Annotated in this window: 21 protein-coding genes and 6 pseudogenes; 15 read left to right on the top strand and 12 right to left on the bottom strand. The window is 58.5% G+C overall.

What is annotated here, in order from left to right; genetic code table 11:
• Nucleotides 1-47: 47 nt before the first annotated feature.
• Nucleotides 48-1,193 (bottom strand): alanine racemase, encoded by a 1,146-nt coding sequence (gene alr, locus RX329_RS37815; protein ID WP_317246482.1) that lies wholly within the window; start codon nt 1,191-1,193, stop codon nt 48-50.
• A 115-nt stretch (nt 1,194-1,308) separates the two neighbouring features.
• On the opposite strand from alr, the gene RX329_RS37810 reads away from it, so the two are divergent.
• On the top strand, nt 1,309-1,764 hold the full coding sequence (locus RX329_RS37810; RefSeq protein ID WP_317245350.1) for an Lrp/AsnC family transcriptional regulator: 456 nt from the start codon (nt 1,309-1,311) through the stop codon (nt 1,762-1,764).
• 547 nt (nt 1,765-2,311) lie between these two features.
• Here the strand turns inward: RX329_RS37810 and RX329_RS37805 are convergent.
• The 4 genes and pseudogenes from RX329_RS37805 to RX329_RS37790 form a co-directional block, all read right to left on the bottom strand.
• Entirely contained in the window at nt 2,312-2,533 is a 222-nt protein-coding gene (locus RX329_RS37805; RefSeq protein WP_317245349.1) for a hypothetical protein, read from the bottom strand.
• Nucleotides 2,534-2,998: 465 nt separating this feature from the next.
• A pseudogene (locus tag RX329_RS37800) lies at nt 2,999-3,575 on the bottom strand (IS3 family transposase); the annotation flags it as partial.
• Nucleotides 3,576-3,798: 223 nt separating this feature from the next.
• Nucleotides 3,799-4,458: an isochorismatase family cysteine hydrolase gene (locus RX329_RS37795; RefSeq protein ID WP_317245348.1), complete on the bottom strand. Its 660-nt coding sequence runs from the start codon at nt 4,456-4,458 to the stop codon at nt 3,799-3,801.
• 219 nt (nt 4,459-4,677) lie between these two features.
• Nucleotides 4,678-5,439, bottom strand: a complete 762-nt coding sequence (locus RX329_RS37790) for a hypothetical protein (protein ID WP_317245347.1) — start codon at nt 5,437-5,439, stop codon at nt 4,678-4,680.
• Nucleotides 5,440-5,548: 109 nt separating this feature from the next.
• Between RX329_RS37790 and RX329_RS37785 the strand changes: the two genes are divergently transcribed.
• Together RX329_RS37785 and RX329_RS37780 are read left to right on the top strand one after the other, a co-directional pair.
• Nucleotides 5,549-6,681 (top strand): IS3 family transposase gene (locus tag RX329_RS37785; RefSeq protein ID WP_317245346.1). Its coding sequence is split into 2 segments (ribosomal slippage): nt 5,549-5,804 and nt 5,804-6,681, totalling 1,134 coding nucleotides; the frame shifts between segments, so codons are not numbered across the junction.
• Nucleotides 6,682-6,903: 222 nt separating this feature from the next.
• A pseudogene (locus RX329_RS37780) lies at nt 6,904-7,531 on the top strand (DDE-type integrase/transposase/recombinase); the annotation flags it as partial.
• Between the two features lie 193 nt (nt 7,532-7,724).
• Here RX329_RS37780 and RX329_RS37775 read toward each other — a convergent pair.
• Nucleotides 7,725-9,101, bottom strand: coding sequence for an aspartate aminotransferase family protein (locus RX329_RS37775; protein ID WP_317245345.1), 1,377 nt, complete (start codon nt 9,099-9,101; stop codon nt 7,725-7,727).
• A 378-nt stretch (nt 9,102-9,479) separates the two neighbouring features.
• Between RX329_RS37775 and RX329_RS37770 the strand changes: the two are divergent.
• Nucleotides 9,480-9,687, top strand: a pseudogene (locus RX329_RS37770) (IS66 family transposase); the annotation flags it as partial.
• Between the two features lie 68 nt (nt 9,688-9,755).
• Here the strand turns inward: RX329_RS37770 and RX329_RS37765 are convergent.
• Nucleotides 9,756-9,993 (bottom strand): annotated as a pseudogene (locus RX329_RS37765) (IS256 family transposase); the annotation flags it as partial.
• Nucleotides 9,994-10,890: 897 nt separating this feature from the next.
• Between RX329_RS37765 and RX329_RS37760 the strand changes: the two are divergent.
• Nucleotides 10,891-11,337: pseudogene (locus tag RX329_RS37760) on the top strand (transposase).
• Nucleotides 11,238-11,441, top strand: coding sequence for a hypothetical protein (locus RX329_RS37755; RefSeq protein WP_317246508.1), 204 nt, complete (start codon nt 11,238-11,240; stop codon nt 11,439-11,441). Before RX329_RS37760 ends, RX329_RS37755 begins: the two are co-directional and overlap by 100 nt.
• A gap of 307 nt (nt 11,442-11,748) precedes the next feature.
• Here RX329_RS37755 and RX329_RS37750 read toward each other — a convergent pair.
• The 5 genes and pseudogenes from RX329_RS37750 to RX329_RS37730 form a co-directional block, all read right to left on the bottom strand.
• A pseudogene (locus tag RX329_RS37750) lies at nt 11,749-12,036 on the bottom strand (transposase); the annotation flags it as partial.
• A 16-nt stretch (nt 12,037-12,052) separates the two neighbouring features.
• Entirely contained in the window at nt 12,053-13,369 is a 1,317-nt protein-coding gene (locus RX329_RS37745; RefSeq protein WP_317245344.1) for an ArgE/DapE family deacylase, read from the bottom strand.
• 142 nt (nt 13,370-13,511) lie between these two features.
• Nucleotides 13,512-14,279, bottom strand: coding sequence for an SDR family NAD(P)-dependent oxidoreductase (locus RX329_RS37740; protein ID WP_317245343.1), 768 nt, complete (start codon nt 14,277-14,279; stop codon nt 13,512-13,514).
• A 95-nt stretch (nt 14,280-14,374) separates the two neighbouring features.
• Complete coding sequence (locus RX329_RS37735; protein WP_317245342.1) at nt 14,375-14,674, bottom strand: hypothetical protein; 300 nt, start codon at nt 14,672-14,674, stop codon at nt 14,375-14,377.
• Nucleotides 14,675-15,239: 565 nt separating this feature from the next.
• On the bottom strand, nt 15,240-15,917 hold the full coding sequence (locus tag RX329_RS37730; RefSeq protein ID WP_317245341.1) for a GntR family transcriptional regulator: 678 nt from the start codon (nt 15,915-15,917) through the stop codon (nt 15,240-15,242).
• A 108-nt stretch (nt 15,918-16,025) separates the two neighbouring features.
• On the opposite strand from RX329_RS37730, the gene pxpA reads away from it, so the two are divergent.
• The 9 genes from pxpA to RX329_RS37685 all read left to right on the top strand — a co-directional run bounded on the left by pxpA (nt 16,026) and on the right by RX329_RS37685 (nt 25,456).
• Nucleotides 16,026-16,751, top strand: a complete 726-nt coding sequence (gene pxpA / locus RX329_RS37725) for a 5-oxoprolinase subunit PxpA (RefSeq protein ID WP_317245340.1) — start codon at nt 16,026-16,028, stop codon at nt 16,749-16,751.
• 71 nt (nt 16,752-16,822) lie between these two features.
• Nucleotides 16,823-17,887 (top strand): TMAO reductase system periplasmic protein TorT, encoded by a 1,065-nt coding sequence (gene torT / locus RX329_RS37720; RefSeq protein ID WP_317245339.1) that lies wholly within the window; start codon nt 16,823-16,825, stop codon nt 17,885-17,887.
• Nucleotides 17,884-19,419, top strand: coding sequence for a sugar ABC transporter ATP-binding protein (locus RX329_RS37715; RefSeq protein ID WP_317245338.1), 1,536 nt, complete (start codon nt 17,884-17,886; stop codon nt 19,417-19,419). Before torT ends, RX329_RS37715 begins: the two co-directional genes overlap by 4 nt.
• Nucleotides 19,416-20,435, top strand: coding sequence for an ABC transporter permease (locus RX329_RS37710; RefSeq protein WP_317245337.1), 1,020 nt, complete (start codon nt 19,416-19,418; stop codon nt 20,433-20,435). Before RX329_RS37715 ends, RX329_RS37710 begins: the two co-directional genes overlap by 4 nt.
• Before the next feature lie 122 nt (nt 20,436-20,557).
• On the top strand, nt 20,558-21,946 hold the full coding sequence (locus tag RX329_RS37705) for an aspartate aminotransferase family protein (protein WP_317245336.1): 1,389 nt from the start codon (nt 20,558-20,560) through the stop codon (nt 21,944-21,946).
• A gap of 19 nt (nt 21,947-21,965) precedes the next feature.
• On the top strand, nt 21,966-22,847 hold the full coding sequence (locus tag RX329_RS37700) for a 5-oxoprolinase subunit B family protein (RefSeq protein WP_317245335.1): 882 nt from the start codon (nt 21,966-21,968) through the stop codon (nt 22,845-22,847).
• On the top strand, nt 22,844-23,818 hold the full coding sequence (locus tag RX329_RS37695; protein ID WP_317245334.1) for a biotin-dependent carboxyltransferase family protein: 975 nt from the start codon (nt 22,844-22,846) through the stop codon (nt 23,816-23,818). The genes RX329_RS37700 and RX329_RS37695 overlap by 4 nt, the downstream gene beginning before the upstream one ends.
• A 15-nt stretch (nt 23,819-23,833) precedes the next feature.
• Nucleotides 23,834-24,079, top strand: a complete 246-nt coding sequence (locus tag RX329_RS37690; protein WP_410706211.1) for an acetyl-CoA carboxylase — start codon at nt 23,834-23,836, stop codon at nt 24,077-24,079.
• A 6-nt stretch (nt 24,080-24,085) separates the two neighbouring features.
• Nucleotides 24,086-25,456, top strand: coding sequence for an acetyl-CoA carboxylase biotin carboxylase subunit (locus tag RX329_RS37685; protein WP_317245333.1), 1,371 nt, complete (start codon nt 24,086-24,088; stop codon nt 25,454-25,456).
• The last annotated feature ends 144 nt before the right edge of the window (nt 25,457-25,600 follow it).

Raw genomic sequence — 25,600 nt, 5'->3', positions numbered from 1 at the left:
TCTGCTCCAATGTTCTGCCAGATGATGCTGTTTGACTGGGGACAAGTTCAGCAATGGCTTCTTTGGAAGCGATGACCGAGGCCGGTGAGGATCTCGTAGGAGATCGTGCCGGCGTCAGTCGCCAGCATTTCGAGGGTCTGATGAGGACCGATCACTTCGACCAAGCTTCCGAAATCGAGCGCGCCATCCCGCAAATCGGAGATGTCGACGGTCATGCTGTCCATCGAGACTCGCCCCACGATGGGCAGACGTTGACCGCCGAAGTAGACAGCTCCGCGACCGCTCAAGCTGCGTGGGAGCCCGTCGGCATAGCCGGCGCAAAGTGTGGCAAGCCGGGTGCAGTCGTGGGTTACGTGCGTTCCACTATAGCCGACCATGGCACCACCCGGAACCGTGCGGGTCTGCGCAACTGCGATAGAGAGGCTCACGACGGGCTCCATCGGATTTACAGCGTTTACCTGCGGCGCACCGCCATAGAGCGCGATCCCTGGGCGAACGAGAGAGCCGTGATAGTCCTTTCCCATCAGCACGCCAGCGGAGTTGGCGAAGCAGGACGGTATCGGCCCGAATTCCTTTATCACGATCTGCATCTCTGCGAGCTGCGCGGCGTTTTGCGCTTTGGTAGGCTCATCTGCGGAGGCGAGATGGCTCATGACGTAGAGAATCTCGAGCTCCGGCGATTGCGCTATTTCCATGCGCACCGCAGCGCGCTCGGCGGGCGCCAATCCGAGCCGTGACATGCCAGTGTCGAACTGCAGAACGGCAGGAAGACGCCTACGCTCCATGCGGGCCTGAGCGCGCCATCCGTGAAGCTGGCTTAAGGAGTTGATCACCGGTATGACAGCGGCAGACGCGCAAGCAGCCTCTGCGCCGGGCAATAGACCGTTCAGCACGAAGAGCTGCACGTCCCCCGGAAGATGAGGTCGCAACACAATAGCTTCCGCCGCATGTGCCACGAAGAAGTGCTTGCAGCCGGCTGCAAGCAAAGACCTCGCCACTTGGATGGCACCCAGGCCGTAGGCATCGGCTTTCACCAATCCCGCCACGCGAGCTGGATTCGCGATCGATGCAATGAGCTGAAAATTGCGGCGCAATGCGGCCAAATCGACGGTCATGTAGCCCGGAAGGCCCTGCGCTTTCCCGTCCAACACCGCCCTCGAAGCAGTCCGGCCCAATGTCTCCTGGCTTTCCATGAGGAAAGGGTTAGCGCAATATTCGAGCAAGTGCCGGGCGTTCCTTGCTTGATTATTCGAGGAATGCTACAAATTCAAACAATCTACTAACTTCTCGAATAAATCGTACAGCGCGATGGATAGCATAGATCGCAATATCTTGCGCGCGCTCCGCGTGAACGCCCGGGCGAGCAATGTCAATCTGGCGGAGGAAGTTGGGCTTTCTCCTTCGGCGTGTCTGAGACGGATCAAGCTGCTCGAGAAGGCAGGCGTCATCCGCGGGTACACGGCACTCGTCGAGACGGGTGCCGACTCGCAAGGTCTTGCCGTTCTGATCAACATTACGTTGGAACGGCAGACAGTAGAGTATCTCAATAAATTTGAGGCTGCGGTACGCAAATATCCGGAGATACAAGAGTGCTACCTCATGACCGGGGGAGCGGATTACTTCCTGCGGGTGGAAGCGGCCAATGCTGTCGAGTTTGAGCGGATTCACAAGGAGATCCTCTCGACGCTTCCAGGCATCTCACGTATTCATTCCAGCTTTTCGATTAGAAACGTACTTGCGAACCGGCCAAAGGGCCGACGCTGACATGTGCTTTGCGCGGTAAGGCCGCAATCTTGGCAGCTCCCAATGGCTCAGAAACGGTCGCTCTGTTGCTTTCCGTTCGAGCTTCGTCTTCGGCCATTTGGCGGTAGACTTTTCCGAATGATCTTATCAGTCGTCGTGATCGGCATATGATCAATGAACCGTACGACCCGGGCACGATCCTCCGACAGGCCGGCATCGACTAATGGCAGAGGTATCGTCCTATGCCTTTGGCACTCCGCGGGATTCCCGGGCGAATGCCTCGTGCAGATGCAGTACTTCTTTTCCCCTGCGTAGAGGCAGGTAAGACGTGGGATATAAGTATTCTGTCGGGGCCAGATTCGTGTGAGTCCCCTCATATGCCTAAAAGGACGCGGGAGTAAAATCGGGTCCGACTTTATCTGTTGGCTTTGACTCTGGGGAAGTTCGTGACCCAATTTCACTCGCAGCCTGCTTTGCTGTTTGGCACTTGCTCTCGCTGCTGCAAATTTAGTCGCACGATCCTTCCACGCAGTCGGAGTGATCCTCCGCGCCCCCTCGATTAGGCGATTTACGGTTCGGCGGCAGTATTGAACTCGAGTTCGGGCGACATTTCGATGACGGCCTCAGAATGCCCGCTCTTTAGCACGAATTTGATGGCTTGGGCGCGGTCCACAAACAGGCCGCCGAACGCGCCGTTCTTCTCTCGAACGACCCAGTTACCTTGCTGATTCCTACCAACAAAGACGATAGACGCGGTAGAGCGACACAGGGGATCGACGAATTCACTCATCACATACCTCTCCTGATGTTGGCAACAGATCGGGTGGGGTGCATGTTCCGGAGCTGCTGGTTGATCACCGCTCTTGGGCTCAAGAACCTGAAGGAAAGCTGGGAGTCTCCCGCCTGGATGATGTAGTTGCACGCCCCCCGTTTGATGGGGAAGAAATACGCGGAGACGAACTGTGAAGTCGCGTATGGGTCAAAGTACGAGCGCAACGAACGCCTCGTCGCACCTGAGGCGGCACGCATTCGCGTTGCACGTGGTCCAACATAACAGCCTCTCCTGAATAGCTGAGAGTCCGAATCCACGAACCTATCAACGCTAGTAGTCGCCAGTGCGCGTGACTTGCCTTCGTGGATCTCGGTTCGGTGCCTCCTCTCTAAAAGTGTGCGCGAGAACGAAAAGCAATCGCGACGGTTAGATCAATTCTCTAACTCTCATCGATCGCCGGGAAGCGCCTATTTCTCAAGTCATGTGCTCGGATTCGGGCCTAGTGGTCCGCGGCCGGAGGTAGAGCGCCTCTATCCCCATCCGCCGCATCAGCGTTGTGGCATGCCGGCGGCCGATCTTGCACCGTTCGGCAGCCAGCAGGTCTCGCAACATTCGCGAACCGGCGAAAGGACATCCAAATGCAGCCGGTCGACGTTGCATGATCGCGAGGTCGGCGGGCGATACCGGACGTGGTAGACAATCGACACTGCCACGGCTGATCTTCAGAACTTCCGCCTGTTTCGTGATTGGCAGGTCGTGCTCACGGCGATCATCGCTTGGCGCTCAGCAAGCTTTGCTGCGCGCGCCTTCTAAAAATCGTACTCCAGCGTCAGCTCCCCAATCTTGCCGTGCCGCGTTGTCACGTCTACGGCAGGCTCGGTCGTTCTGTTGCCTCCTGCAGGGCCAAATACCGCGGCCGCCGCTTCCTGAAGCTGGGGACTTTCACTGCGCGATCTGGTTCGGGTGCACGTCGATGCTCTGCCAGCTGGGCCAGCGTCACGGCTAACACCACGTCGGCCTTGAATGCCGGTGCGTCGTGCCGGCGGGCTCGTTTGCTCATCGTCTCTCCTGATTCGTGGGACAATCCTGCCCGCCGTCAGGCAGAAACTCGACTTATCGCCCTGTCCAGATTTCCGGAGCCAGCTCTAACATCATTCTCGGCTTGGTCGTCTTTTTAGCTGCCTCGATGCACGCCAGACGCGATCCGCGTCCCCATCAACTACTTTGCGAGGGGTACCGCTCTGCATTCCTCCTCGAAGGCACTTATTGGTCGGTGCCTCTGACTAAAATGCGCCACCGATCTCCTTAATTAGGGCTTCTGTGGAGACCAAGCGGCTATAAGTTGCACTGACTCGCAAACTGTTCTCGTGGCGCTGCTGGCTGTAAGTGGCACACGCATCTGGCACGAGAGTGACGAGGTAGCCGCGATCGCAGGCATCTCGCGCCGCAGACTCGACACACTCGTCAATAACGACCCCCGCCAGCACGAGTTGCCTAACCCCTAGATTGCGCAGCAAATAGTCGATTTGAGTGGACACGAACGCACTCGATGACGTTTTCGGCAGTATGATTTCATCATCGCCGGGGGCGATCTGATCAATAACTTTCCCGTCCCATGCTCCCTTCGGCACGTGAAAGCCTAAGATCTTGTAGTTCAGCCCACGATCTCGACCGTCTTTGGTCAAATTTTCGATAGTTGTGTAGAGCACTTCTATGCCCGTTCTACGAAATGCCGCCTGCAACCGCTGCATGTTGGGTACCGCAATGGTACTCAGACGATCGAAATAATAGCCATACTTGGCTGCAAGCTCCGTGTCAGACACATTCTTGAACTCACCGCCATCACGGTGCACGCAAAAGTTTTGCACGTCGATGAACAGTAGCGCAGACTTCCTCGGATCGAGTGGAATCTCTCGCGTGGCCGGGCATTGTGTTTTTGACATACTCTCTCATCCTCGCAGTGGTCAAATAGCAGAGATCAAGGTTATCTATTACGCTGTGGCAACGCCGGGAAAGAACCATCGAAACACCCGACAAGTCGTATGTTGGTCCAGCAGACGCCGAGAGCGTGATGGAGCAGATTTGATGCTCGCAAGCGGCAATCGCGTCGGTCCCTTAGCAACTGCATCGCGCGTAGCAGAGGCAAGCCAACAGCGGCTTGACTACAACCCTAACCCCAGATCGGCTTTCTCTTCGGAGACTATGCGGCTTCTCAGCTCGTCGCCGGTGAGCCAAACCAGCCAATCGTCGTCGACAATTCCCTCTTCCACGAGCTGTAGTGCTGAGCCGCCTCTCTCTTGATGCGTATATCCGTATCGTGAGACCACGCCCTTATAGATCGCCCAGTGCGCCACGAGTGCACACACGAAATCAGGAGCCCATATAGCAAAAGACACGCCAAAAGCGAGTCCTGCTAAAATACTTGTCATACCGGCCCCTCGGTAGTCTCTGCGCACCCACACATCTCCGTGGTAGGCGACTTTCCCGGTCATTCTCTTTGCACCTTCTGCAATAGATACGCATTTGTCGTGAGGATGCGCATGTTGGGTTGGCGACCCGTAAAACGCCTTAAGAGATTCAAGGTGTTCTGCAAGGTTACTGCTTGAAAGGTCGTAAAGCCGAACTGCCTGCAAAACCGCAACTTCGTTGCCCTTGTCACGACCAACGACCCAAAATCCTTCCCCGGATTCAATTGGAGAGCGGTCAGGCCGAAAAACTGGAGATGTAGGCCCCTTGGTCGGAGTCGATTGAGTGATCGAGACGTATTCTCTAAAGTCATCCCCCAGCGAAAGCTTTATGCCTCTTTGGGACGCGGCAACATCATAATGCCGAATGGCCCTAGCGACGTGTAGTAGGTCAACCGCGTTCTTCGTTGCATTGCTACGCGCTGTTGCGTTTAACACCGGAGCACCTTTCAGTCGCATGTTGCTAAAGCATTGTTCAGGAGAGCCGGCTCCGCAAATTTGAACAGGTCGGTAAGTGGAGTTTCTGCCTGACAGCGGGCACGCTGGTGTCTGCGAATCAGGAGCGACGATGAGCAGACGAGCACGCCGGAACCACACTCCGGCTTTCAAGGCGAACGTGGCGCTTGCCGCGGTGAAGGGGGACCGGACGATAGCCCAACTGGCCGAGCACTTTGATGTCCATCCCAATCAGATCACGGCGTGGAAGGCGCAGCTGGAGGGTGGCGCTTCCGGAGTTTTTGGACTTGGCGGCGCTGCGCCGGCGGCGCCTGCGATCGATGTGAAGTCGCTGCATGCCAAGATCGGGGAGCTGACGCTGGAGAACGATTTTTTAGAAGGCGCGCTCACCAAGGCGGGATTGCTGAGCGCAAAGCGATGATCGACCGTGAGCACGATCTGTCGATCACCAGGCAGGCGGAAGTTTTGAAGATCAGCCGCGGCAGCGTTTATTACCAGCCGCGCCCGGTGCCGGACGCCGATCTCGCGATCATGCGGCGTCTCGACCGGCTGCATCTGGAGTTTCCCTTCGCCGGTTCGCGTATGCTGAAAGGCCTGCTGGCTGCCGAGGGGTGCAAGATCGGCCGTCGGCATGTGAAGACGCTGATGCGGCGGATGGGGATAGAGGCGCTCTATCGCCGTCCGCGCACCAGCAGACCCGAGCCCGGCCACAAGATCCATCCATACCTGCTGCGCGGCATGGAGATCACGCGACCGAACCAGGTCTGGGCGATGGACATCACCTACATCCCGATGGAGCGCGGTTTTGTCTACCTCGCGGTCGTGCTCGATTGGGCAACCCGTCGTGTTCTGTCGTGGCGGCTGTCGATCACCATGGAAGCAGCCTTCTGCGTCGAGACGCTGGAGGATGCCTTGGCTCGTCACGGCAAGCCGGACATCTTCAACACCGACCAAGGCTCGCAGTTTACCGGTGCGGCCTTCACCGGCGTGCTTGCCAGCCACCGCATCGCCATCAGCATGGATGGCAAAGGGGCCTGGCGGGACAATGTGTTCGTCGAACGGCTGTGGCGCAGCATCAAATACGAGGAGGTCTATCTGCGAGCCTACGAAACCGTCGGCGAGGCACGACATTCGATTGGCCGGTATCTCGATTTTTACAACGGACGACGTCCGCATTCGAGTCTTGACGACATGACCCCGGATCAAGCCTACTTCAACCTTCCGCCGCTCCGCGCGGCGGCCTAACCCCGGCAGAGGCTCCACTTATCGACGCGGAATTTTTGTTCAGACAACCGGGACCAGCTCAAGGATCGTTACACTACCTATTTCGATAGGTGGCTCAGCGCGACGATTGGTGAATTGGCTCTCCTCGAGCTCATCGAGAAAGGCGAGAACGAGGTCCGGATCGAGATTCTTGAAGGGCGAACGTCGCGGGTTTCTTCCGCAAACGGAGGGCGGCAAAGAGGCGCGAAGCGCGCTGCGGTCGCGCATCTGCAGTCCCTCTATAGCCTGTCGGAACGGCGGGCGTGCTCGATCGTGGGCGCGGATCGGAAGATGATCCGCTATCGCTCCATCTGTCCTTCGGACGTGGCTCTCCGTGGCCGGCTGCGTGACCTCGCCAACGAGCAGCTACGTTTTGGCTACCGCCGGCTGTTCATGCTGCTGGGACGGGAGGCCGGAGGACGCGCCGTCGGGGATCAATCAGATCCGGCTATGCGGCGGGCTCGCCGCAGGGCCGGGGAGGCTCGCGCTCCGATCCTGGGTGGAGGCCAAGCCCAACGCACGCTGGTGCTGGACTTTGTTCACACCAGTTCGCCGAGGGCCAGCGCATTCGCATCCTCAGCGTTGTCGACGACGTCACTAAGGAATGCCCGGGCGCCGTTCCGGCGACGTCGATCCCAGGGCGGCGCGTGGACCCGCGAACTGAGGGCAATTGCACAGCAACGCGGCAAGCCGGGAATGATCGAGTCGGACCGTGGCACCGAGTTCACCTCTAACGGCATGCCCCCCGTGCAAGGAGGTAGCCGAGAGTTTCAACCGCCGGATGCGCGACGAAATGCTCAACGAGACCCTGTTCTCCGATCTCAACGACGCCCCCGCCTGGCAATCGCGAGATCGTCGGTGCGATCCCTTCCCCTGCTTTTGCAGCGCGAATTGCTTTCCCCAATGCCGCCTCGCACCAGGCCGCTATGAAAGTGATATTCCGTTCCAGTACCAGCGACGGAGAAGGGCACGGCTGTGAGGCGCGTTTCGATAGTTCTTAAAAAGGACCGCTGTCTGGTTCTCGATCAACTGACAAACACAGCATTGACTGCATCCACCATGCTCTCGACGATGATATCGGCTTCGTGCCTTGTTAAGCACAACGGTGGCGCGAGCCCGAGAATGTCGCCCTGCGGCAAGGCGCGGCCGATGACGCCGCGCTCAAGCAGCGCGGCAGCGACCTGCTCCCCCACTTTTTTGGACGGATCGAAGAAGATGCGGTTATCCCTATCCTCGACAAATTCCACCGCCGCCATGAGCCCGTCGCCGCGCACCTCGCCGACGTTTCGATGATTGCCCAGCGTCTCAGCCAATGCAGACCGGAGATAGGCTCCAGTATCGCGGGCATTCGCGATCAGGCCCATTTCATCGATTAGCTCGAGATTAGCAATGGCAGCCGCTGCGCAGATAGGATGAGCGGAACAAGTCCAGCCATGGCCGATAGTACCGAGTTGGTCGGAGCCTTTCACGACAACTTGCCAAACTTTGTCCGAAACGATGACGCCGGAGAGGGGCGCGTACGCGGAGGTCAGGCCTTTTGAAATTGTGATCAGGTCCGGTCTGATATCGTAGTGATCGGAGCCAAACATCCTCCCTAGGCGGCCGAATCCGGAGACGACTTCATCCGCGATGAGTAGAATGTCGTATTTCTTCAACACGGACTGCACCTTCGACCAGTAGCCGGTGGGCGGCGGAATTATGCCGCCAGCACCTTGGATCGGCTCCCCGATGAACGCCGCGATTGTATTGGCACCCTCGGCTACAATCATGTCCTCAAGCTTGTCGACACAGGCCTGGGCGAACTGCTCCTCGTTCATAGTCGTATCAGCGCGACGAAAATAGTACGGGGCTTCAGTGTGGAGAATCGGCGCGCGCGGTAGATCAAAGGCGTTGTGGTACAGTTCAAGGCCTGTCAGCGAGCCCGTCATGACCGTTGAGCCGTGATAGCCGCGCCAGCGGGAGATAATCTTCTTCTTCTCCGACCGGCCAAGCACATTATTGTAGTACCACGCCAGTTTGATATTTGTCTCGTTCGCGTCCGAGCCTGATAGACCGAAAAAAACGCGACTCATGCCCGCCGGCGCGCGATCGATGATCATCTTGGATAGTGTGATCGGGGCTTCTGTGCCGTGGTCGACAAATGCGTGGTAATAGGCGAGTTCGTTCGCCTGCTTTGCAATCGCTTCCGCGATCTTCCGGCGGCCATATCCGACATTCACACAAAAAAGACCCGCAAAGGCGTCAAGGCTGGTTCTGCCAGACTTATCTGTGATGTAGACTCCTTTACCCCCGGTGATCACGCGCGTTTGGATTTCACCTCGCGCATGGGCGCCAGCTTGCGTAGCTGGGTGGAAGAGGTGATCGCGGTCCCAGGCGCCGAGTTCGTTCGATCTGTCGAACATTCTGTTTCCTCTGCTACTTTGCATGAAAAGGCGTCGAGGCACATTCTATGGCGATAAGTGCCCCACCTGTGGCTCTATGGTGGGCTGCTTGCTGCCGCCGAAAGTTCGGATTCTTGTTGGGCGTTACGTTCGACAATAACGAACTCTGATGTTGCGAAAAGAGGCCCATCCCAGCCAGGGTTGGTAGTTGCGCCACAACGATGGCGCGGTACTCAGCTGAGAGCACGTCGAGCTCGGAGACCCGGCAGCAAACGTGAACGTGCTCGGGCAGGCTGCTCGGCTACACGCTCACTTCTTCTCCCAAGGGCTGGGCAAGGTACGGAGCGCCGTCTCGTCCAGCAGCCCAAGGGTCGGCACGGGAAAGCTTTCGACCGGTAGCTGCGCGCAAAGCTTGCGGTGATCAGCCAAAAGGGCAAGCTGGTGATGCCCATCCGTTACGCGCTCTCACGCTGGGAGGGGCTGACGCGCTTTATCGGTGCTGGCCACATCGAGCTCGATAGCAACGCAGTCGCGCGCTCAATCCGCCCCGATCACGCTCAACCGGAAGAATACAGTCCTCGCAGGCTCTGACTGCGGCGTCCCGCATCAGCTCTGCCGCCAAGCAGTTCCAGCGCGCGAGCTGTCGCAAAATTGTGGTGACGGCCTGGCTGGTCGGGCTGCGGCGGTTATGAGCTGACGGTCAGTCGGTTTGTCGATGACCTCGATCCCGTCGTTGAATGTCACCCGAGAACGAGTTTTGGAAATTGGTTGTGGCCATCGAGACGGCGCCAGCTTTTCTGCGCGGCTTCAGGCAGTTTGAAGACCATCACGAGCGCCGTCCTGTTGGACAGGCAACCCTTCGATCGGATCGTGCGGTGTCGCAGGTAGCGAAGGTGCTTTCAATGGGATTGGTAACCGGTATGAGATTTCTCGGTGGCATCGTTCCGCTGCGGTATTCGACATCGTGGCGTATGGTGCGTGCGACCATCGGGACAGAGGCACCGCAGCACGATGTGCGGGCAGGCCGATACACACGATGAGCCGAGAGCTCGAGTTAGTAGCTGTCCGCCTCTGCGGCTCGCCCGGTTGGGCCGAGAGCGTGAATCCGTAGTTGTCGTGTCGCCCGCCGCTCACGCGTCTGGCAGCAGGTGCAATTGCAAAGGGGTAAGTTGGATTGATGTCTACCGAACCTTCGAGGAGGGTATCTTGGGAGAACGGCTGGCTCCGCCATGCCGGCCGAGTTGATATGACGCGGACCGCGCTGAGGGATTTGGCAAGACGCCTGCTGCTGGCCAGTGAAGAGATAGTGCGCGAATGCGACCGGCAACATCATTGCGGTCTCGCGAGTGCTGGCGCCGTTCGTGGCGCGGCTGATTATCCAATCCGTTGCAGCTGAAGGCGATCGCCCAGGCTCACGTCAAGACCGATAAGATCGATGCTGGCACGCTCGCCAGTCTGCAGGCGGCGAGATACCTACGGCAGATATGGACACCTGACGCGGAGACCGAACGCAAGCGCAGGCTGGTGGCGCGGCGCTACCAGAACGTGCGGCATTACGCGGCTCAAGAACGAGGTGTGTTCGATCCTGCACGCACACCTGATCCCAAAGTTCCCACATGCCGATCCTTTCTACGCTCGCGGCCGGGCGTGGTTGGCTGCTCAACAGCTGCCGGACGATGAGCGAGCGGCCATCGATCGGCACGTCCGCGAGCGGTTGACTGGCTGGCGGAAGGCCTATGCTACTCGACCGGCAGATCGCGCAGGACGCAATCGAGGATTCCGCGGTCAATAGATTGATCACGATAACCGGGTGAATCTGGCGGTCGCTGCCGGCATCCTGGCGGCGATCAGCGACGTCTGCCGCTCCAACAGCCCGCAGAAGCTGGTGAGCTATTGCGGGCTGAACCCGCGGGTGCGGTAGTCCGGGCTGGGAGCGGCCCACCACGGCCGTATCAGCAAGATCGGGCGTAGTCATGCGCGCGCCACGCTGGTCGAGGCGGCCTGGGCGGCAGCCAACGCGCCCGGTTCTCTGCATGCTTTTTTCGTGTGCATCCGCGCCCGGCGGGGCCGTCAGATCGCCGCGGTCGCCGTGGCTCGCAAGCCCACTGTGCTCATTACCTATGGGCGCGCCCAGCGCTGGTCGCCGACAAGACCTGCGTGGTGCAACTTCGAGCCGGAAATCCACAACAAAAAGGTAGCCGTCCCGGCCCAGCCTATGCCTACAACATCAAGGCGCTGCGCGACCGCGACATGTTGATTGCTGCCCAGGCGGAGCAAAGCTACGAGAGATTTGTGTCGCAATGGAAAGCGCGGCGGCAAAAAACCGGCACGCGGGCGCCTCAATCCGGCGGGCGAAAATAGGCAGTCCGGTGACGCTTGCAGCGGACGCGTTACGCTTCGCCATGAGGTCGCTCACGCCGGAGAACCATAATCGCGGCTGACGGCAAGGTCGAGCCACGCCTGGAATGCAGTCCCGTTCCACGCCCGCGTGCCGTCGTGCTCTGGCCGGTCAAGGCCAAGCCCGTGCGGTGGCCGCAAGTGCGATCAGCCTTCACCGCCTGCCCGCGGCGGCTGCGAGATCGGTCGCCGGGACGGAAGAATGGCCCGCAGCGCGACCGAACAAAAGAATGGACTAGCAGCGACTTTCGCAGTCCTCGGCTCGGCAGAGAAATCGCTTGTCCATCTCATCCGTCGTCCGCAGGTGTTTCCGGTGCTCGGCCGGGAAGTCGTAGAACGCCAGTAGCGTGTGCCGATCCTTGCTTAGGCAGTCGGCCGCCTTCTCGTATTTCGGCGTGTAGCTCTCGATGAACGCGTCGAACGCCAGCTCGGCCGCGGCCTTAATCTTGGCCATCCAGATCTCCTGCAACGCGCGTTTGGCCTTCGGTTGCTGGCTCGTCGGCAACGTGGCGATCGCATTCGCGGTCTTGTCTACCCAGCAACGCTGCTCGCACGTTTTTCGGCCAGAAATGTACTCATCTGATTCCGCACCAGTCGATTATTCCGGCGGCCAGAGTTTTCGTTGTCTCCTCCAACGAGGCGATGACTACGTACTCGTCACTACTGTGAAGACCGTCGCCAGAGGCGCCGTAGATCATGCTGTCCACCCCCGCGCCGGCGTAATGCGCGCAGTCGGCGACAGCGATGAATCCGGTGATCTTCGGCTTGCCGCCGAGTTGGGCTCGGCGCCTGAGAAGCGACTGTGCAATCGGATGATCGGATGGCGTATTCATCGGCGGGAAATGCAGGCCGCTGAGTTCCCACTGGACCTTGATCGGGTTATGCTGGAGCCAGAGGTCCTGCTGACAGAAGTGGTGCACAAAAGCTTCAAACTCGGACCGCACATCTTCCTTCGTTTGGTTTGGAAGAAATTTGTAGTCGAGGTCGATGACCGCGACGTCCGGGATAATTGCAGGATTCGTCATGACGAGCGGCAACCCATCCAGCCCGAGGCCCGCACCGGCGCGCATCGCGCCTACGTTTATTGTGTTCATGCCCGGCGGCAATAGCGGATGCTGGCGATAGCGACATCGCGAGCTTTCGAAGTGTCTAAGAGCGTCCAGAAATCGTGCAGCAATATCGATCGCATTTACAGCTCGCGCCGACCGATCAGGCTCGTCGCGCTGCGGCCAAATTTCATTGTAGCGCCAAGCGGAATGGCCTTGTCGACCCATAATGGTAACGCGGATCCATTCTAAGCCACCCTCACAAATCAGGATATTGCCCCAGCTTGGCTCGGTAATGATGGCTGCTTTGGCAAGATGACCCCGCTCCACCGCATCAATGGCGCCGAAGCCGCCAGCTTCCTCATCGATGACGGAATGGATGGAAACGCGACCATCAAGTTCGATACCGGCGGCCTTGATGCCTCGGACCGCGGCTATGGCGGCTGCTACACCGCTCTTCATGTCAATGGCGCCGCGGCCGTAAAGTCTACCGTCTTTAATTTCGCCCCCGAACGGATCCATCGTCCATGCGCTTCGCTCGCCGATCGGCACCACGTCGATGTGGCCGCATAAGAGTAGGCTGCGCTCCTCAGAGCCGGCTAGCTGACCAACGACATTCGGTCTGCCCGCGAACACGTCCCATCGGTCGATCGCCATTCCAAGTGACTTTAGCGTCGATTCGATCAAGTCTTGAGCCGCGTCCTCGCGATTCTGGATCGGGTCCTTCAGAAACTTTGGATTCACCGATGGAATCCGAACAAGCTTTCGAGTGAGTTCCGTCACATAACTCCGCTCACGATCGATCGCCGCCCAGGCAGCTGTGACTGCAGCTTCGAGAGTTTCCATAGGGCCTTGTTTCTCAGCGTTGCGGTTGATAGCGACCTCAGGGTGATCAGGCTAATGCTACGCGCCCGGATAAGTCCCTGCCGGTCATGCGCCGAGCTCTCGGGCGGCAGAGCTTAACGCGCGGTACCCGATCTCAGAGCCTTCAAGGAAGTGCCACGCCGGTCAGCCTGGCAAACTCTGCGATCATCCGCTCCTGGAATTCCGGACGGGTCGCCTCGTTGGCAGGCGCTTCTTGCCTAAGTCGGTGCCAATAGCCGCCGCTGACCTTGGCTGCTGGCTCGTCGCTCACGGCGAGCCAGCTCTGTGTGCGCTGACCGGTGTCGACGTCTACCGGGGCGGCGAGGCCGCCCATCTTCGTGCGCGCCCAGCCCGGATCGACGGCATGGCTCAACACCTGTGGCCACCGTCGCGACAGCGCGACGGCGAGCGCGACGACGTGAAGCTTGCTTTCCGCGTAGGCTCTCGCCCAATCCCAAGGTCGCTTGGTCCAGTTGAGATCGCCGAGTGAACCTTCGCCGCCATGATGCAAACCGCTGCTGAGGTAAACCAGCCGAGCCGGGCGCTCGATCAAAGCCGTCAGCATGTATGGCGCCAGGGAATTGACGGCAAGCGTGTTCGGATGCCCCTCAGGGGTCGAGCCACGGGTTCGTTCGGTGTAGACGCCGGCATTATGAATAACTGCATCCATGCGACCGATCGCGTTCACTTGATCGGCGATGCTTTTGACCTCTCGCGCGCTGCAGAGATCGCCAACCGCAAAACCCGCGGCGCGCGAAGCAAAGTCGCCCATGGCAGGAATGCGGTCCTTTAACCTGGCATGGAGCAACACTCTGTGCCCTTCGCTCAGCAAGGTCTCGGCCGCCGCGCGTCCAAAACCGTCTGCACTTCCCGTAATGAAAACAATAGCCACTCGCTCATCCTCTCCGATCCTAACGGCGCAAACACATATCTCGGTCTGGCTTAAGTGAGACCCCGAGCTCTACAGCCAGCCCGCACCGCCCGTGTTTAGTGTTTACCCCGGGCTCGCCGAATGAGATTGTGCAACTGGCGCGCATAGAGATCGCCCTCCGGGTGGTACGAGATATGAAAGATACCATTCTTCTCCGCCGCGAAGATGCGGATGCCCGGTTCGTCGAACCAGCCGAGATCAACCGGATGAGCGGCAAACGGGTTGGTGAAGAGACGAAGCCCATCGGCCAGGCTCTCTTTGTCTTTCTTTTGCGCCAGAGTGCGGGTCGATCCTGCCGAAAATTTGGGTATGTGGGCCTTTAGTAGGCGCCGCGCGTGCGATATCGATGTAGTCATCGAAATTGATTGCTATCGAGAGCCGTAAGCCTTTTTCCAAGGCGTCGACGTCATACGACTGAAGGAAACGCGATACATGCAAGGGATTAAAGAGGCCAGTCATTGCTACACCCTCGTCCTGTCGCGATGAGGAACATCATCTGCTGCGAGACAACTTTCCGGTACAACATGGAAGGACGACTGAGACACTACTAGTCTTGGTGGGTCGCTGGCCGGGTGATAATTGATCGGTACCGCGGAGGAGAGAACATTCCGGAACAAGGACGACATCATTTCGGTTTCAGGGAGCGACTAATCACCACCATCGGACCGTCGCATGGGTCCAAATGGCCTTATGTCGCCTTAGGCCTTGCAATCGGTTCGAGCCGAAGATGTCGGCAATTGAAAGCTTCCCGGAGGGGTACCGTTTACCGACGACACCATTACCAGGATCATCAACAGCCACCCAGGTAGCAGCATCGGCGAGCTAGGTCGCCAGCCTATTGCCCTCATGACTCAAGACGTTGGTTAAAAAAGACGCATCGGTCGCTTTCAAATTTCAAGCTGCCGCACAGGAGCTGCGGACTCAGAAGTTGTAGCCATCTAAAATGTCTCTTTTAATGGCGATAGCAGCGCTCTTTGCATCGTGCACGACAATCGCGTCATAAACTTCCTTGTGCCGTCGGGCAGCGCTTTGGAATAACGCTTCGTTTGGGACGGACTGCCTGATGGAGGGGCCGATGTGCATCCAAAGCGGTTCCAGAAGGGTACGGACGAACGCGAGCCGGCTCATATCGGCAACTAGCATGTGAAAGTGGTAATTTGCCTCTAAGAAGAGATCGATGCTGTTTGTTTCCGCTGAGCGGTCAATGTCCCTGACGAATACGGCGAGTGACGCTAGTTCATCGTCCGATCGCAGCATAGCTGCACGCTCCGCCGTGGTCGTCTCCAGGACGATACGTAGCGTGCAGATATCCTGAAGCTGCTTAGGGCTGAATTGAGGGACTGCCATCGTCCGATTGGCAGTTGAAACGACGCAGCCGGTACTTTCGAGACGCTGCAGTGCGTCCCGAACGGGCATCAGGCTTGTTCCTAAACTCTTCGCGAGCGTTCTCAGCGGTAGCTTCTGTCCAGGCGTGAACCGGCCCATCATCAGATTCCGCTTCAGACGGTCGTAGATTTGCTCGTGAAGCATGTCCCGCGAGACCGGAGTGAGGACCGGCCCCTGTACAGCTTCAGGAAGGAGGTCGTTTTCTGGGCGCATTGCTCAACTCCGTTTAGATTTTTTTGTTATAACACTAGACAATCCTGTTGACATCAAAATTTAGGAAGCGCAGATTTCATTCTGTTATAACACTAGACGGATTATGGGATGAGCGTCACGCTGAACTGCGATATGGGGGAAGGCTACGGAAATTGGCGCTTTGGGAACGATGCCGGCATCATGCCCTTCATCGATTGCGCCAATATCGCGTGCGGTTTTCACGCCGGCGACCCCATGACCATGATGCGGGCGGTCGAGCTGGCCGCTTGCGAGGGAAAAAGGATTGGGGCCCATCCCTCACTGCCAGATCGTGAAGGCTTTGGTCGGCGTGAGCTGCGCTTGTCCCCCGAGGAATTGCGCGCAGCATTCATCTATCAGATTGGTGCTCTTGCTGGTGTTGCTCGCGCCGTCGGGAAAAGCCTGAACCATGTGAAACCACACGGCATCATCTACGGTATGGCCGCGCGCGACATGGCGCTTGCCACCGCAATGGCGGAGGCCGCGAAGACATTCGACCTTCCGCTCTTCGGAATGGCAGGCACTTTTCACGAGAGCGCGGCCAGGGCGGTGGGGACGCATTTCGTAGCGGAGTTTTTCGCTGATCTTTCCTACGGCGCGGCCGGCGAACTGATCATTCCGCGGACCCAGTCGGCGGTCGATATCGAAAAGACGGCCGCTCGTCTCGAGCGGGCGGTGCGAGAGGGGAAAGTCGAAGCGGTCGACGGTACTCTCCTCGACGTCTCGTTCCAAACTGTCTGCATTCACTCGGACCCGCCCAATGCGCGGGACGTCGCGGCTGCCATGCGCCGCGTGCTCGATACCGCTCAGCGGTAAAACAATCGGGCGGAAGACCCGAACAACAACAGAACGCACTCTTTCAGGAAGAAATGAACATGAGAGGACTGATGAGGACGAGCGTGCTTGCGGCTTTGGCCAGCTGCGCCTTTGTGGGAAGCGCGCAAAGCCAGCAGCCGGTTACGAGCTTCCCTGTGCAGCTTGTTGACGGGGATAAGAAGACCGATGCCGACTGGAAGCTCTTGGGCGGGGAGGAAGTGACGAAGCCCTGGAACATCTGTGTACTCTTCCCGCATCTCAAGGACAGCTATTGGGTTGCCGCGAACTATGGCATCGCGGCTGAGATTCATCGTGCTGGAAGCGCAATGACGCTTTACGAGGCCGGAGGGTATACGAACCTTTCAACCCAGCTCAGCCAGATGGACAACTGCATCGCGCAGAAATTCGACGGCATCATTCTGGGTGCGATCAGCGCTGACGGTGTTGGGCCTCTGGTCAAGAAGGCGACGGATGCTGGCATTCCGGTGATCGATTTCGTCAATGGCGTCAAAGAGCCGAGCGTTTCCGGTCACGCCCTCGTCAGCTTCTACGACCTCGCCTACCAGACCGGAAAATACATCGTCGAGCAGTCTGGCGGAAAGTCCACGGTAGTTGGCTTCTTTCCGGGCCCGCAGGGAGCGGGCTGGTCCGATGACGCGGTGCGCGGCTTCAACGACGCAATCAACGAATCGAAGGTCGAGATTGCGGTGACGCGGCGCGGCGATACCGGCCTGAATGTTCAGCTCGACATGATCAACAACGCGCTACAGACGTACGACAAGCTCAATTGGCTGGTCGGCGTCGACATTGCCGCGCAGGCCGCTGCGGTTGCAGTTCGCAACGCCAATTTAGGAGGGAAGGTCAGCGTCGCAGCGTTCGATATTATCCCGCCGGTGTACGACGATATCGCCGCTGGAGCCACGAAAGCTTCGCCCACCGACTTTACTGTTCTTCAAGGGCGCCTCGCTGTGGACATGGTTCTGCGACTGCTGCAGGGCCAGAAGTTGCTGGCCAAGCGTGCGGGGCCGAAGCCCCAGATGGTGACCGCGGATACGATCAAATCGGTTAGCAAGACCGACATGTTTGCACCAGCGGGATACAAGGTCGAATTTTCGGTCGAAGCGACCAAGAAATGACCATCGTTAGCGACTTTCAGGAGGGCGAAGTATTTGCCTCGCTCTCCGGCGTATCCAAATTCTATGGGAGTTTCGCCGCATTGAAGGACGTGAGCATTACGCTTCGGTGCGGCGAGGTTCATATGCTTCTTGGAGAGAATGGGGCGGGCAAGTCAACGCTTGTTTCGTTACTTATTGGAGCAAATAGGCCCAATGAAGGCGCCCGCATTCTGTGCGGGCGCGCCTGCCCGGATCTTACTCCGTTGGAAGCGCGCGAGAGTGGAGTCAACGCCGTTCTGCAAGACTTTGGCCTGGCGCCCTCGATGACGGCGGTGGAAAATTACGCTCTTGGCCGAGAAAAAACACGAGGCGGGATTCTAGACAAGGCCGCAATGCGCGCCGGGATGATGAGGTCGATGGAGAAACTCGGCGTCGCCATCGACCCCGACGCACGCGTCGACACTCTAACGCGCGCTGAACAACAGCTCCTGGAAATCGTACGTGCACTTGGCGGAAAACCAGGTGCGTTGATCCTGGATGAGCCAACCGCAACCCTCAGCCACGACGAATCCGAGCATTTGTTTTCCACCGTGGAGGTGTTGAAAAAAGAGGGGTGGGCGATCCTCTACATCAGCCATCGTATGGAGGAGATCCAGCGCCTCGGCGACGTTGTGACAATCCTGCGAGATGGATGCTTTGTGAGCTTTCATCGGCTGGCAGACGTGACGAACGAGCAGATGATCGCTGAGATGGTCGGCCGGGAGATAGCGAATTTCTATCCCCAGATTCCGCATACTCCTCGCCATGCTGTCTTGGAGGTGAAAGGGCTTTGCTCCGGGCACAAGATCAAGAACGTCTCATTTGAGGTCAGGGCCGGCGAGATTGTCGGGCTTGGCGGGCTCGTTGGTTGCGGTAAGGCGGAGGTCGCCCGCGCGATCTTCGGATTGCAGGCGATTGACGCAGGGGAAATTGTGCTCGTCGGCGAGAGCATCAAGGCTCATTCGCCGACCGCCATGCTCAAACGCGGGTTGGTTTACCTGCCGCAGGACCGCCGGGGTGAGGCGCTCGCGCTGAACCGTCCGATAGCAGAAAACATCGCAATTGAGGTGCTCGGGGAAGCTGGGTCGGCGTACGCCGGCTTCGTGCGAACGACTGTCCTCGCGAAGATTGTGAACGGTCTGCTCGCAAGGCTGAAAGTTCAACCCGCTGAGCCCAATAAAGCAGTTCAGGAGCTTTCAGGCGGCAATCAGCAAAAGGTGGTGCTCGGCCGAGCGCTGAGCCGAAAGCGGAACCTCTATATGTTCGATGAGCCGACGGCTGGCATCGATGTTGGTGCCCGCCTTGACTTCTACCATCAACTCCAACGGCTGTGCGCCGAAGGTGCTGCAATCCTCCTCATCACTTCCGACCTCCAGGAATTGGTTCATCTTTCTCATCGTGTCCACGTCATGCATGAGGGCTCGTGCACGGCGAGCTTGGAAGGAGACGGGATCAACGAGGAAGCCGTCATCGCGTACGCCTTTGGCGATACGCCACAAAAGGATCTTCAATGACTCTGATACGCTCCCAGGCGGGTATCAAGCCTTCAGCAAGCGTCAATGCCGTATCGACACTCTTGACGTTCGGTGCGCTGCCGGTCGTCTTGGTTGTCTGCGTCGTCGTGTTCCAGTTTGGAAATCCGCGCTTTCTCAGCTCGGCCAATATGCTCAACATACTGCAGCAAGGCGTGTTCCTGATGCTGATCGCATTCGGGCAGATGCTCGTTCTGCTCGCTGGCGGATTCGATCTGTCGGTAGGATCAGTCGTTGCGCTGACTTCCATCATATCGGCGCAGGTCATGGTTGCCGTTTCGCTGGCCTATCCCGAAGCGCCCAGTCTTGCTATTGGCGCAGGTTTCCTCGCGACTGTCATCGTGGGTTTGATTTGCGGGCTAGTAAACGGGCTTGGTGTCGCGGTGCTGAAGGTGAACGCCTTCATTGTGACACTGGCGACGGCCTCGATCTTCCGCGGCGTGACGCTTGTTATCTCGCAGGGCCTGCAGGTAAGCGGCCTGCCGCGTGAATTCGTCTATGGCATCGGATCTGGTTTCTTCCTCGGCCTGCCTGTCTCGTTCTTCTTCGCACTTCCAGCACTGCTCGCCGTCTTTCTACTGGTCCGGCAAATGCGCTTCGGCCGCTACATCTATGCCATCGGCTCCAACATCCGCTCTGCTATGGTGGCTGGCGTCCACATCAACCGCTATCTTATCGCTTGCTATATGCTGTGTGCGACGATCACCGCCTTCGCAGGCTGGCTTTTGACCGCACGGGTGTCCTCAGGCGAGCCATTGCTCGGCGGTGAATTTCCACTCAACTCGATCGCAGCAGCGGTCATCGGCGGATGCTCCCTTCGTGGCGGTGAGGGCTCGCCGACGGGTGTCTTTTTGGGCGTGATCTTCATCACCGTGCTGGCGAATGGTATGGACCTTCTACGGATAGGATCGAACTATCAGATGATCGTGCTGGGGGTCGTGCTCGTTGGTGCGGTCGTGCTGGATCGCTATCGGCTCGCGGATGCAACGAAGCGCTGACGAATGCCGGGAGCAGTCTGTTTTGATGCGCCGCTTCCGTTATAACGAAACACCACCCGTTGGGTTTTTATATCCGAGGTCCGCGACATGCGCGATCTCGGGATGCCCATAGTAAGGACTACATGATGCTCAAACAGCTTTCGAATTCCCTCGCTCATACCGACGTCTCCACAACGTTACACCCCTATACCGATGCGCGGGCCCATGAGCGGGAAGGCCCGGTCATCATCGATCGCGGTAAAGGGATCTACGTCTACGACGATGCTGGCAAGGAATATATCGAGGGTCTTGCAGGTCTGTGGTCCGTGGCTGTCGGGTTTGATGAACCTCGCCTTGTGCAAGTCGCGAGTGCGCAGATGGCCAAGCTTCCCTACTACCACACGTTCAGCCACAAGGCTCAGGAGCCTTCGATCCGGTTGGCTGAAAAACTTGTCGGAATGACGCCCGCTCCCCTGAGCCGCGTCTTCTTCACGAGCTCGGGCTCCGAAGCAAACGACACCATGATTAAAATGGTGTGGTACATGAACAATGCATCGGGGCGACCCAAAAAAAAGAAGTTCCTTGCGCGCAATCGCGCCTATCACGGTGTTACCGTGGCTTCGGGCAGTTTGACCGGTCTGACTAATAACCTCACCGATTTTGACCTGCCGGTCATTCCGGTCCGTCACCTAACTTGCCCGCATTTTTATCGTTTCGCTCAACCCGACGAAACAGAAACTGGATTTGCTGCGCGCTTGGTCGTGGAGGCCGAAGCGGTGATTCTACAGGAAGGCCCAGAAACGGTCGCGGCTTTCGTTGGTGAGCCGCTGATGGCTGCCGGCGGTGTGATGCCGCCTCCTGCCGGGTACTGGAAGGGAATTGAAGCACTGTGCCGCAAGTATGACATCCTTCTGGTCGCCGACGAGGTGATTTGTGGCTTCGGACGGCTGGGTGCGACGTTTGGCTGCGAACTTTACGATTTTACGCCCGATATCATGATTGTCTCGAAACAACTCACTTCATCTTACATGCCGCTTGCTGCGGTGATCTTTTCGCAAAAGGTGTACGACGCCATCGCCGACAACACGGCGAAGATCGGTACCTTCGGTCACGGATTTACTGCATCGGGCCATCCTGTCGCGACCAGAGTAGCTTTGGAAAACCTCAAAATCATCGAAGAGCGCGATCTCGTCGGAAACGCCGCGCGTATGGGGCGGATCCTTCAGGCTCGCCTTGGCGAGCTTGCCGATCATTCGCTTGTCGGCGAGGTGCGAGGAGCGGGGCTAATTGCCGGGATTGAACTTGTCTCCGACAAGGAAACACGTCGTCCCTTTGCGGCCGCGAGCAAGGTTGGAGCAGCGGCTTTTGCTGCGGCCCAAAAGCACGGTCTCATCGTGCGCGCGATCGGCGATACGATCGCCCTGTGCCCTCCGCTCATCATCAATGAGGATCAAGTGCACGACTTGGTTGCCCGTCTGAGCGATGCGCTCGACGATGTAGCCCAATGGCGATCCGCCGAGAACCTTAGTTGACGTCAGCGAGGAGGCGTATGTGATTTACGAACAGCCAAAGTTCTTGCCTGCTGGCGACCGATATCTGCTGATTGAGTTTGGGAACGAGATGAATCTCGATCTCAACTTCACGGCACAGGGCCTGGCGTCAGCGGCTGCGGAGGCAAACGTACACGGCGTCATCGAGACGGCGCCTTGCTTTGCTTCGCTGCTCGTTCACTACGAGCCGACGCTGATCGGCTATGATGATGTGGTCCGCGAGTTCTCTCGGCTTTCGGACTCTCTGGGCTCGTCGGAGGATATCGAACTGGAAAGCCGGCTGTTCTACCTGCCGACGCTTTACCTCGATCCATGGACGAAGGCTTGTGTCGAAGACTACTGCGCGAAGATCGCGAGGAAGGTGCCAGATCCCGAGCTGTTGGTGCAGCAAAATGGCCTTGAGGATGTCAACCATCTAGTTCGGCTTCACTCGTCCTCGGAGTATTGGGTTGCGTCCCTGGGCTTCTGGCCGGGGCTGCCCTTCTTGATGGCGCTCGACCCGCGGGCGCGTCTGACCGCGCCCAAATACAACCCTCCGCGGACGGACACGCCGGAGGGGGCAGTTGGGTTGGGCGGCGCCGCAAACTCCATCTATCCTGTCGCCACGCCCGGCGGCTACCAAATCTTTGCCCGCACGCCAGTGCCAATTTGGGATCCAACTGGCAAACGCCCGGCTTTCGAGGGAAGTCTGTGTCTCTTTCGTCCAGGAGATCGCATCAAGTTCGTTCCAGTCACGCGCGAGGAATATGACGACGCGGAGCTAGCGGTGAAGGAGGAGCGCTACGACTACACGATCGTGGAGTACCAGAAGTTCGCGGTCCGCAACTACAACAACTGGGTCTCGAAAGTGAGCGGGGCCAACAAGGCGCATGTACCGACATGATCAAGGTATTGAAAGCCGGACTTGAAACATCGATCCAAGACTACCCGGGGCGCATCGGATATTGGAATCAGGGCTTTCCGCCCTCTGGCCCCATGGATAGCTGGTCATTCCGCTTGGCGAACGTACTCGTCGGTAATCAGCCAGGTGCTGCGGGGCTCGAATGCCAGTTCCTGGGGCCTACACTTTCCTTCGATGCTGACACGGTAGTCGCCGTTACTGGTGCAGACATGCGCCCGGCGCTTGACGGCGAGCCATTCCCCATGTGGCAGTCGCTCGCCGTAAGAGCCGGCCAAACACTAGCCCTAGGGGCAGCTCGTGTCGGTGGTCGTGCTTACATCGCGGTCGCTGGTGCGTTCGCGAATGAGGAGCGGCTTGGTTCGCGCTCCACCTTTAACAAAGCCGGTGTCGGCGGCATGGACGGCCATTCCATCAAGGCCGGCCAGGATTTGCCTGTTGGGGAAGCGAGAGCGACCCCCGGCCTCCTGGTGCCCAATAACCATAGGCCTGACATCCGCACAGACCGGACGTGGACCATCGAGGTCTGCGCGGGTCCAAACGATGACTGGATCGACGAGGCCGCCAAGGAAAGATTTCTGAGCTCCGCGTGGACACTTTCCGCTAAGTCGGATCGCACCGGCTTCCGGCTGCAAGGCCCCGAATGGACGTTCACGGAAAAGGCTTACAACAAGCCGAAAGAACATGGATCGTTACCGTCGAACATTATCGATCACGGTTATCCCATGGGAGCGATTAATCTCGCCGGCCAGACGCCGATCATTCTGGTGAATGACGGTCCCTCGATGGGAGGCTTCATCAACCCCTATACGGTTCCCTCAGCTGCATTCTGGAAATTGGGCCAAGCAAAGCCCGGGGAGCACCTGCACTTCCGGCTCGTCAGCGTTGCGGAAGCTCAAGGCATGGCTACGCAAATCGCAGAACGTTGCGTGCGCGAGATTCTTGTAAACGCCTGATCGAGAGAAGAGGAAATGTCCGACATGGTCAAACAAATTTTGGCGCCCCTACCGGGCCTTTTCTATCGCAAATCTTCCCCGGACGACGCTCCGTTCAAGCAAGAAGGTGATCCCGTCGTGGCCGGCGAAACGATCGGGCTAATCGAAGCCATGAAATCCTTCTTCCCCGTTGAGGCGGGAGTTGCCGGCACGCTCGCTCGGTTTCTGGTGCAGGATGGCGAGACCGTCGACGCCGATCAAGCCATTGCAGAATTGGAGTAGGTGGGAATGGCTATCAAGTCGCTCTTCATCGCCAATCGCGGCGAAATTGCCGTGCGAATTAATAAAGCGGCAAAGGCCTTGGGTATTCGGACCATTCAGGCCGCCAGCGAGGCCGACACGGATTCGCTCGCCTGTCGTATGGCCGACGAGGTGGTTGTGATCGGTCCACCGCAAGCCGCAAAGTCTTACCTGGACGTGCAGGCGATCGTTCAGGCAATCAAGGCAAGTGGCTCCGACGCGGTGCATCCGGGCTACGGCTTCCTGTCCGAGAACCCGCGGTTCGTCTCAGCTGTAGAGGCGGCGGGGATCGCATTTGTCGGTCCGGACGCGGCAACGATCGCGAAGATGGGCGATAAAGCAATGGCGCGCGCTGAGGCGGTGGCAGCTGGGGTTCCCGTCGTTCCAGGCAGTGAAGGCCGGATCGGTGACCTCGGCGATGCGCGCCGACAAGCCGCCCGCATCGGCTATCCTGTAATGATCAAAGCCAGCGCGGGAGGAGGCGGGCGCGGCATCCGTGTCGTGGAGGACGAGGCAAGCCTGGAAAGGCTGGTGCCGCAGGCCATGGCGGAAGCGCGTGCTTCCTTCCGCGATGACGGTTTGTACATGGAGCGGTACATCCAGCATGCGCGTCATATCGAGGTGCAGGTGCTGGGGGACGGGACCGACGTCGTGCATCTGTTCGAGCGGGAATGCTCGCTTCAGCGCAAGCGCCAGAAGGTGTGGGAGGAGGCACCTGCGGCCATGCTTTCGAAAGCGGTCCGCGATGCCCTTTGTGATTCAGCTGTTTCACTGGCAAGGCGGGTGAACTACCGCAATGCCGGTACGCTCGAATACCTCTATGACAGCAAGACTCAGGAATTCTTCTTCATCGAAATGAACACGCGGATCCAGGTGGAACACCCGGTGACTGAGGCAATTACGGGAATTGATGTTGTGCAGGCGCAGCTCAGGATCGCCGGGGGTGAACGATTGTGGTTCGCGCAGCGCGACATCACTCAAACCGGTCACGCGATTGAAGTGCGTATCAACGCCGAGAATCCGGCCAAGATGTTCATGCCATCGCCTGGTTTGGTGACAACATATAGTTCACCGGAAGGCGACAATATCCGCTTCGATACGCTGCTGTTCGAAGGCTATCGGATAGTGCCCTATTACGACTCTCTTGTAGGTAAGCTGATTGTTTGGGCACCCGATCGTCGCGCCGCGATCGTCACCCTGCAGACCGCGTTGAACAGCCTGAAAGTGGAAGGGATCCACACGACAGTGCCACTGCATCGGGCGCTTGCCACGGATATTGAAGTGGGTGAGGGAGCTTTCCACACAGCTTGGCTGGAGAGCTGGATGGCCGCCCGTGAGCTGGAGGCGAGCCGCGCGTAAAGCATTCGAATGCAAGCTTTTTCGGTTTGCGCGACGGATCGAATTCGAAAGCGCGACAGCTCAGAGCATCGGCGGCGTTCCTGGAAAAGACAGACGAACTTCATCACTGCCGCGGTACTTGCGGCCCTCCAATAAGACGACCGG

The sequence above is a fragment of the Bradyrhizobium sp. BWC-3-1 genome (assembly GCF_032917965.1).
Taxonomy (GTDB): domain Bacteria; phylum Pseudomonadota; class Alphaproteobacteria; order Rhizobiales; family Xanthobacteraceae; genus Bradyrhizobium; species Bradyrhizobium canariense_D.
Note: the sequence above shows the minus strand (reverse complement) of the source record. Positions and strands in the feature narration are given on the sequence as shown.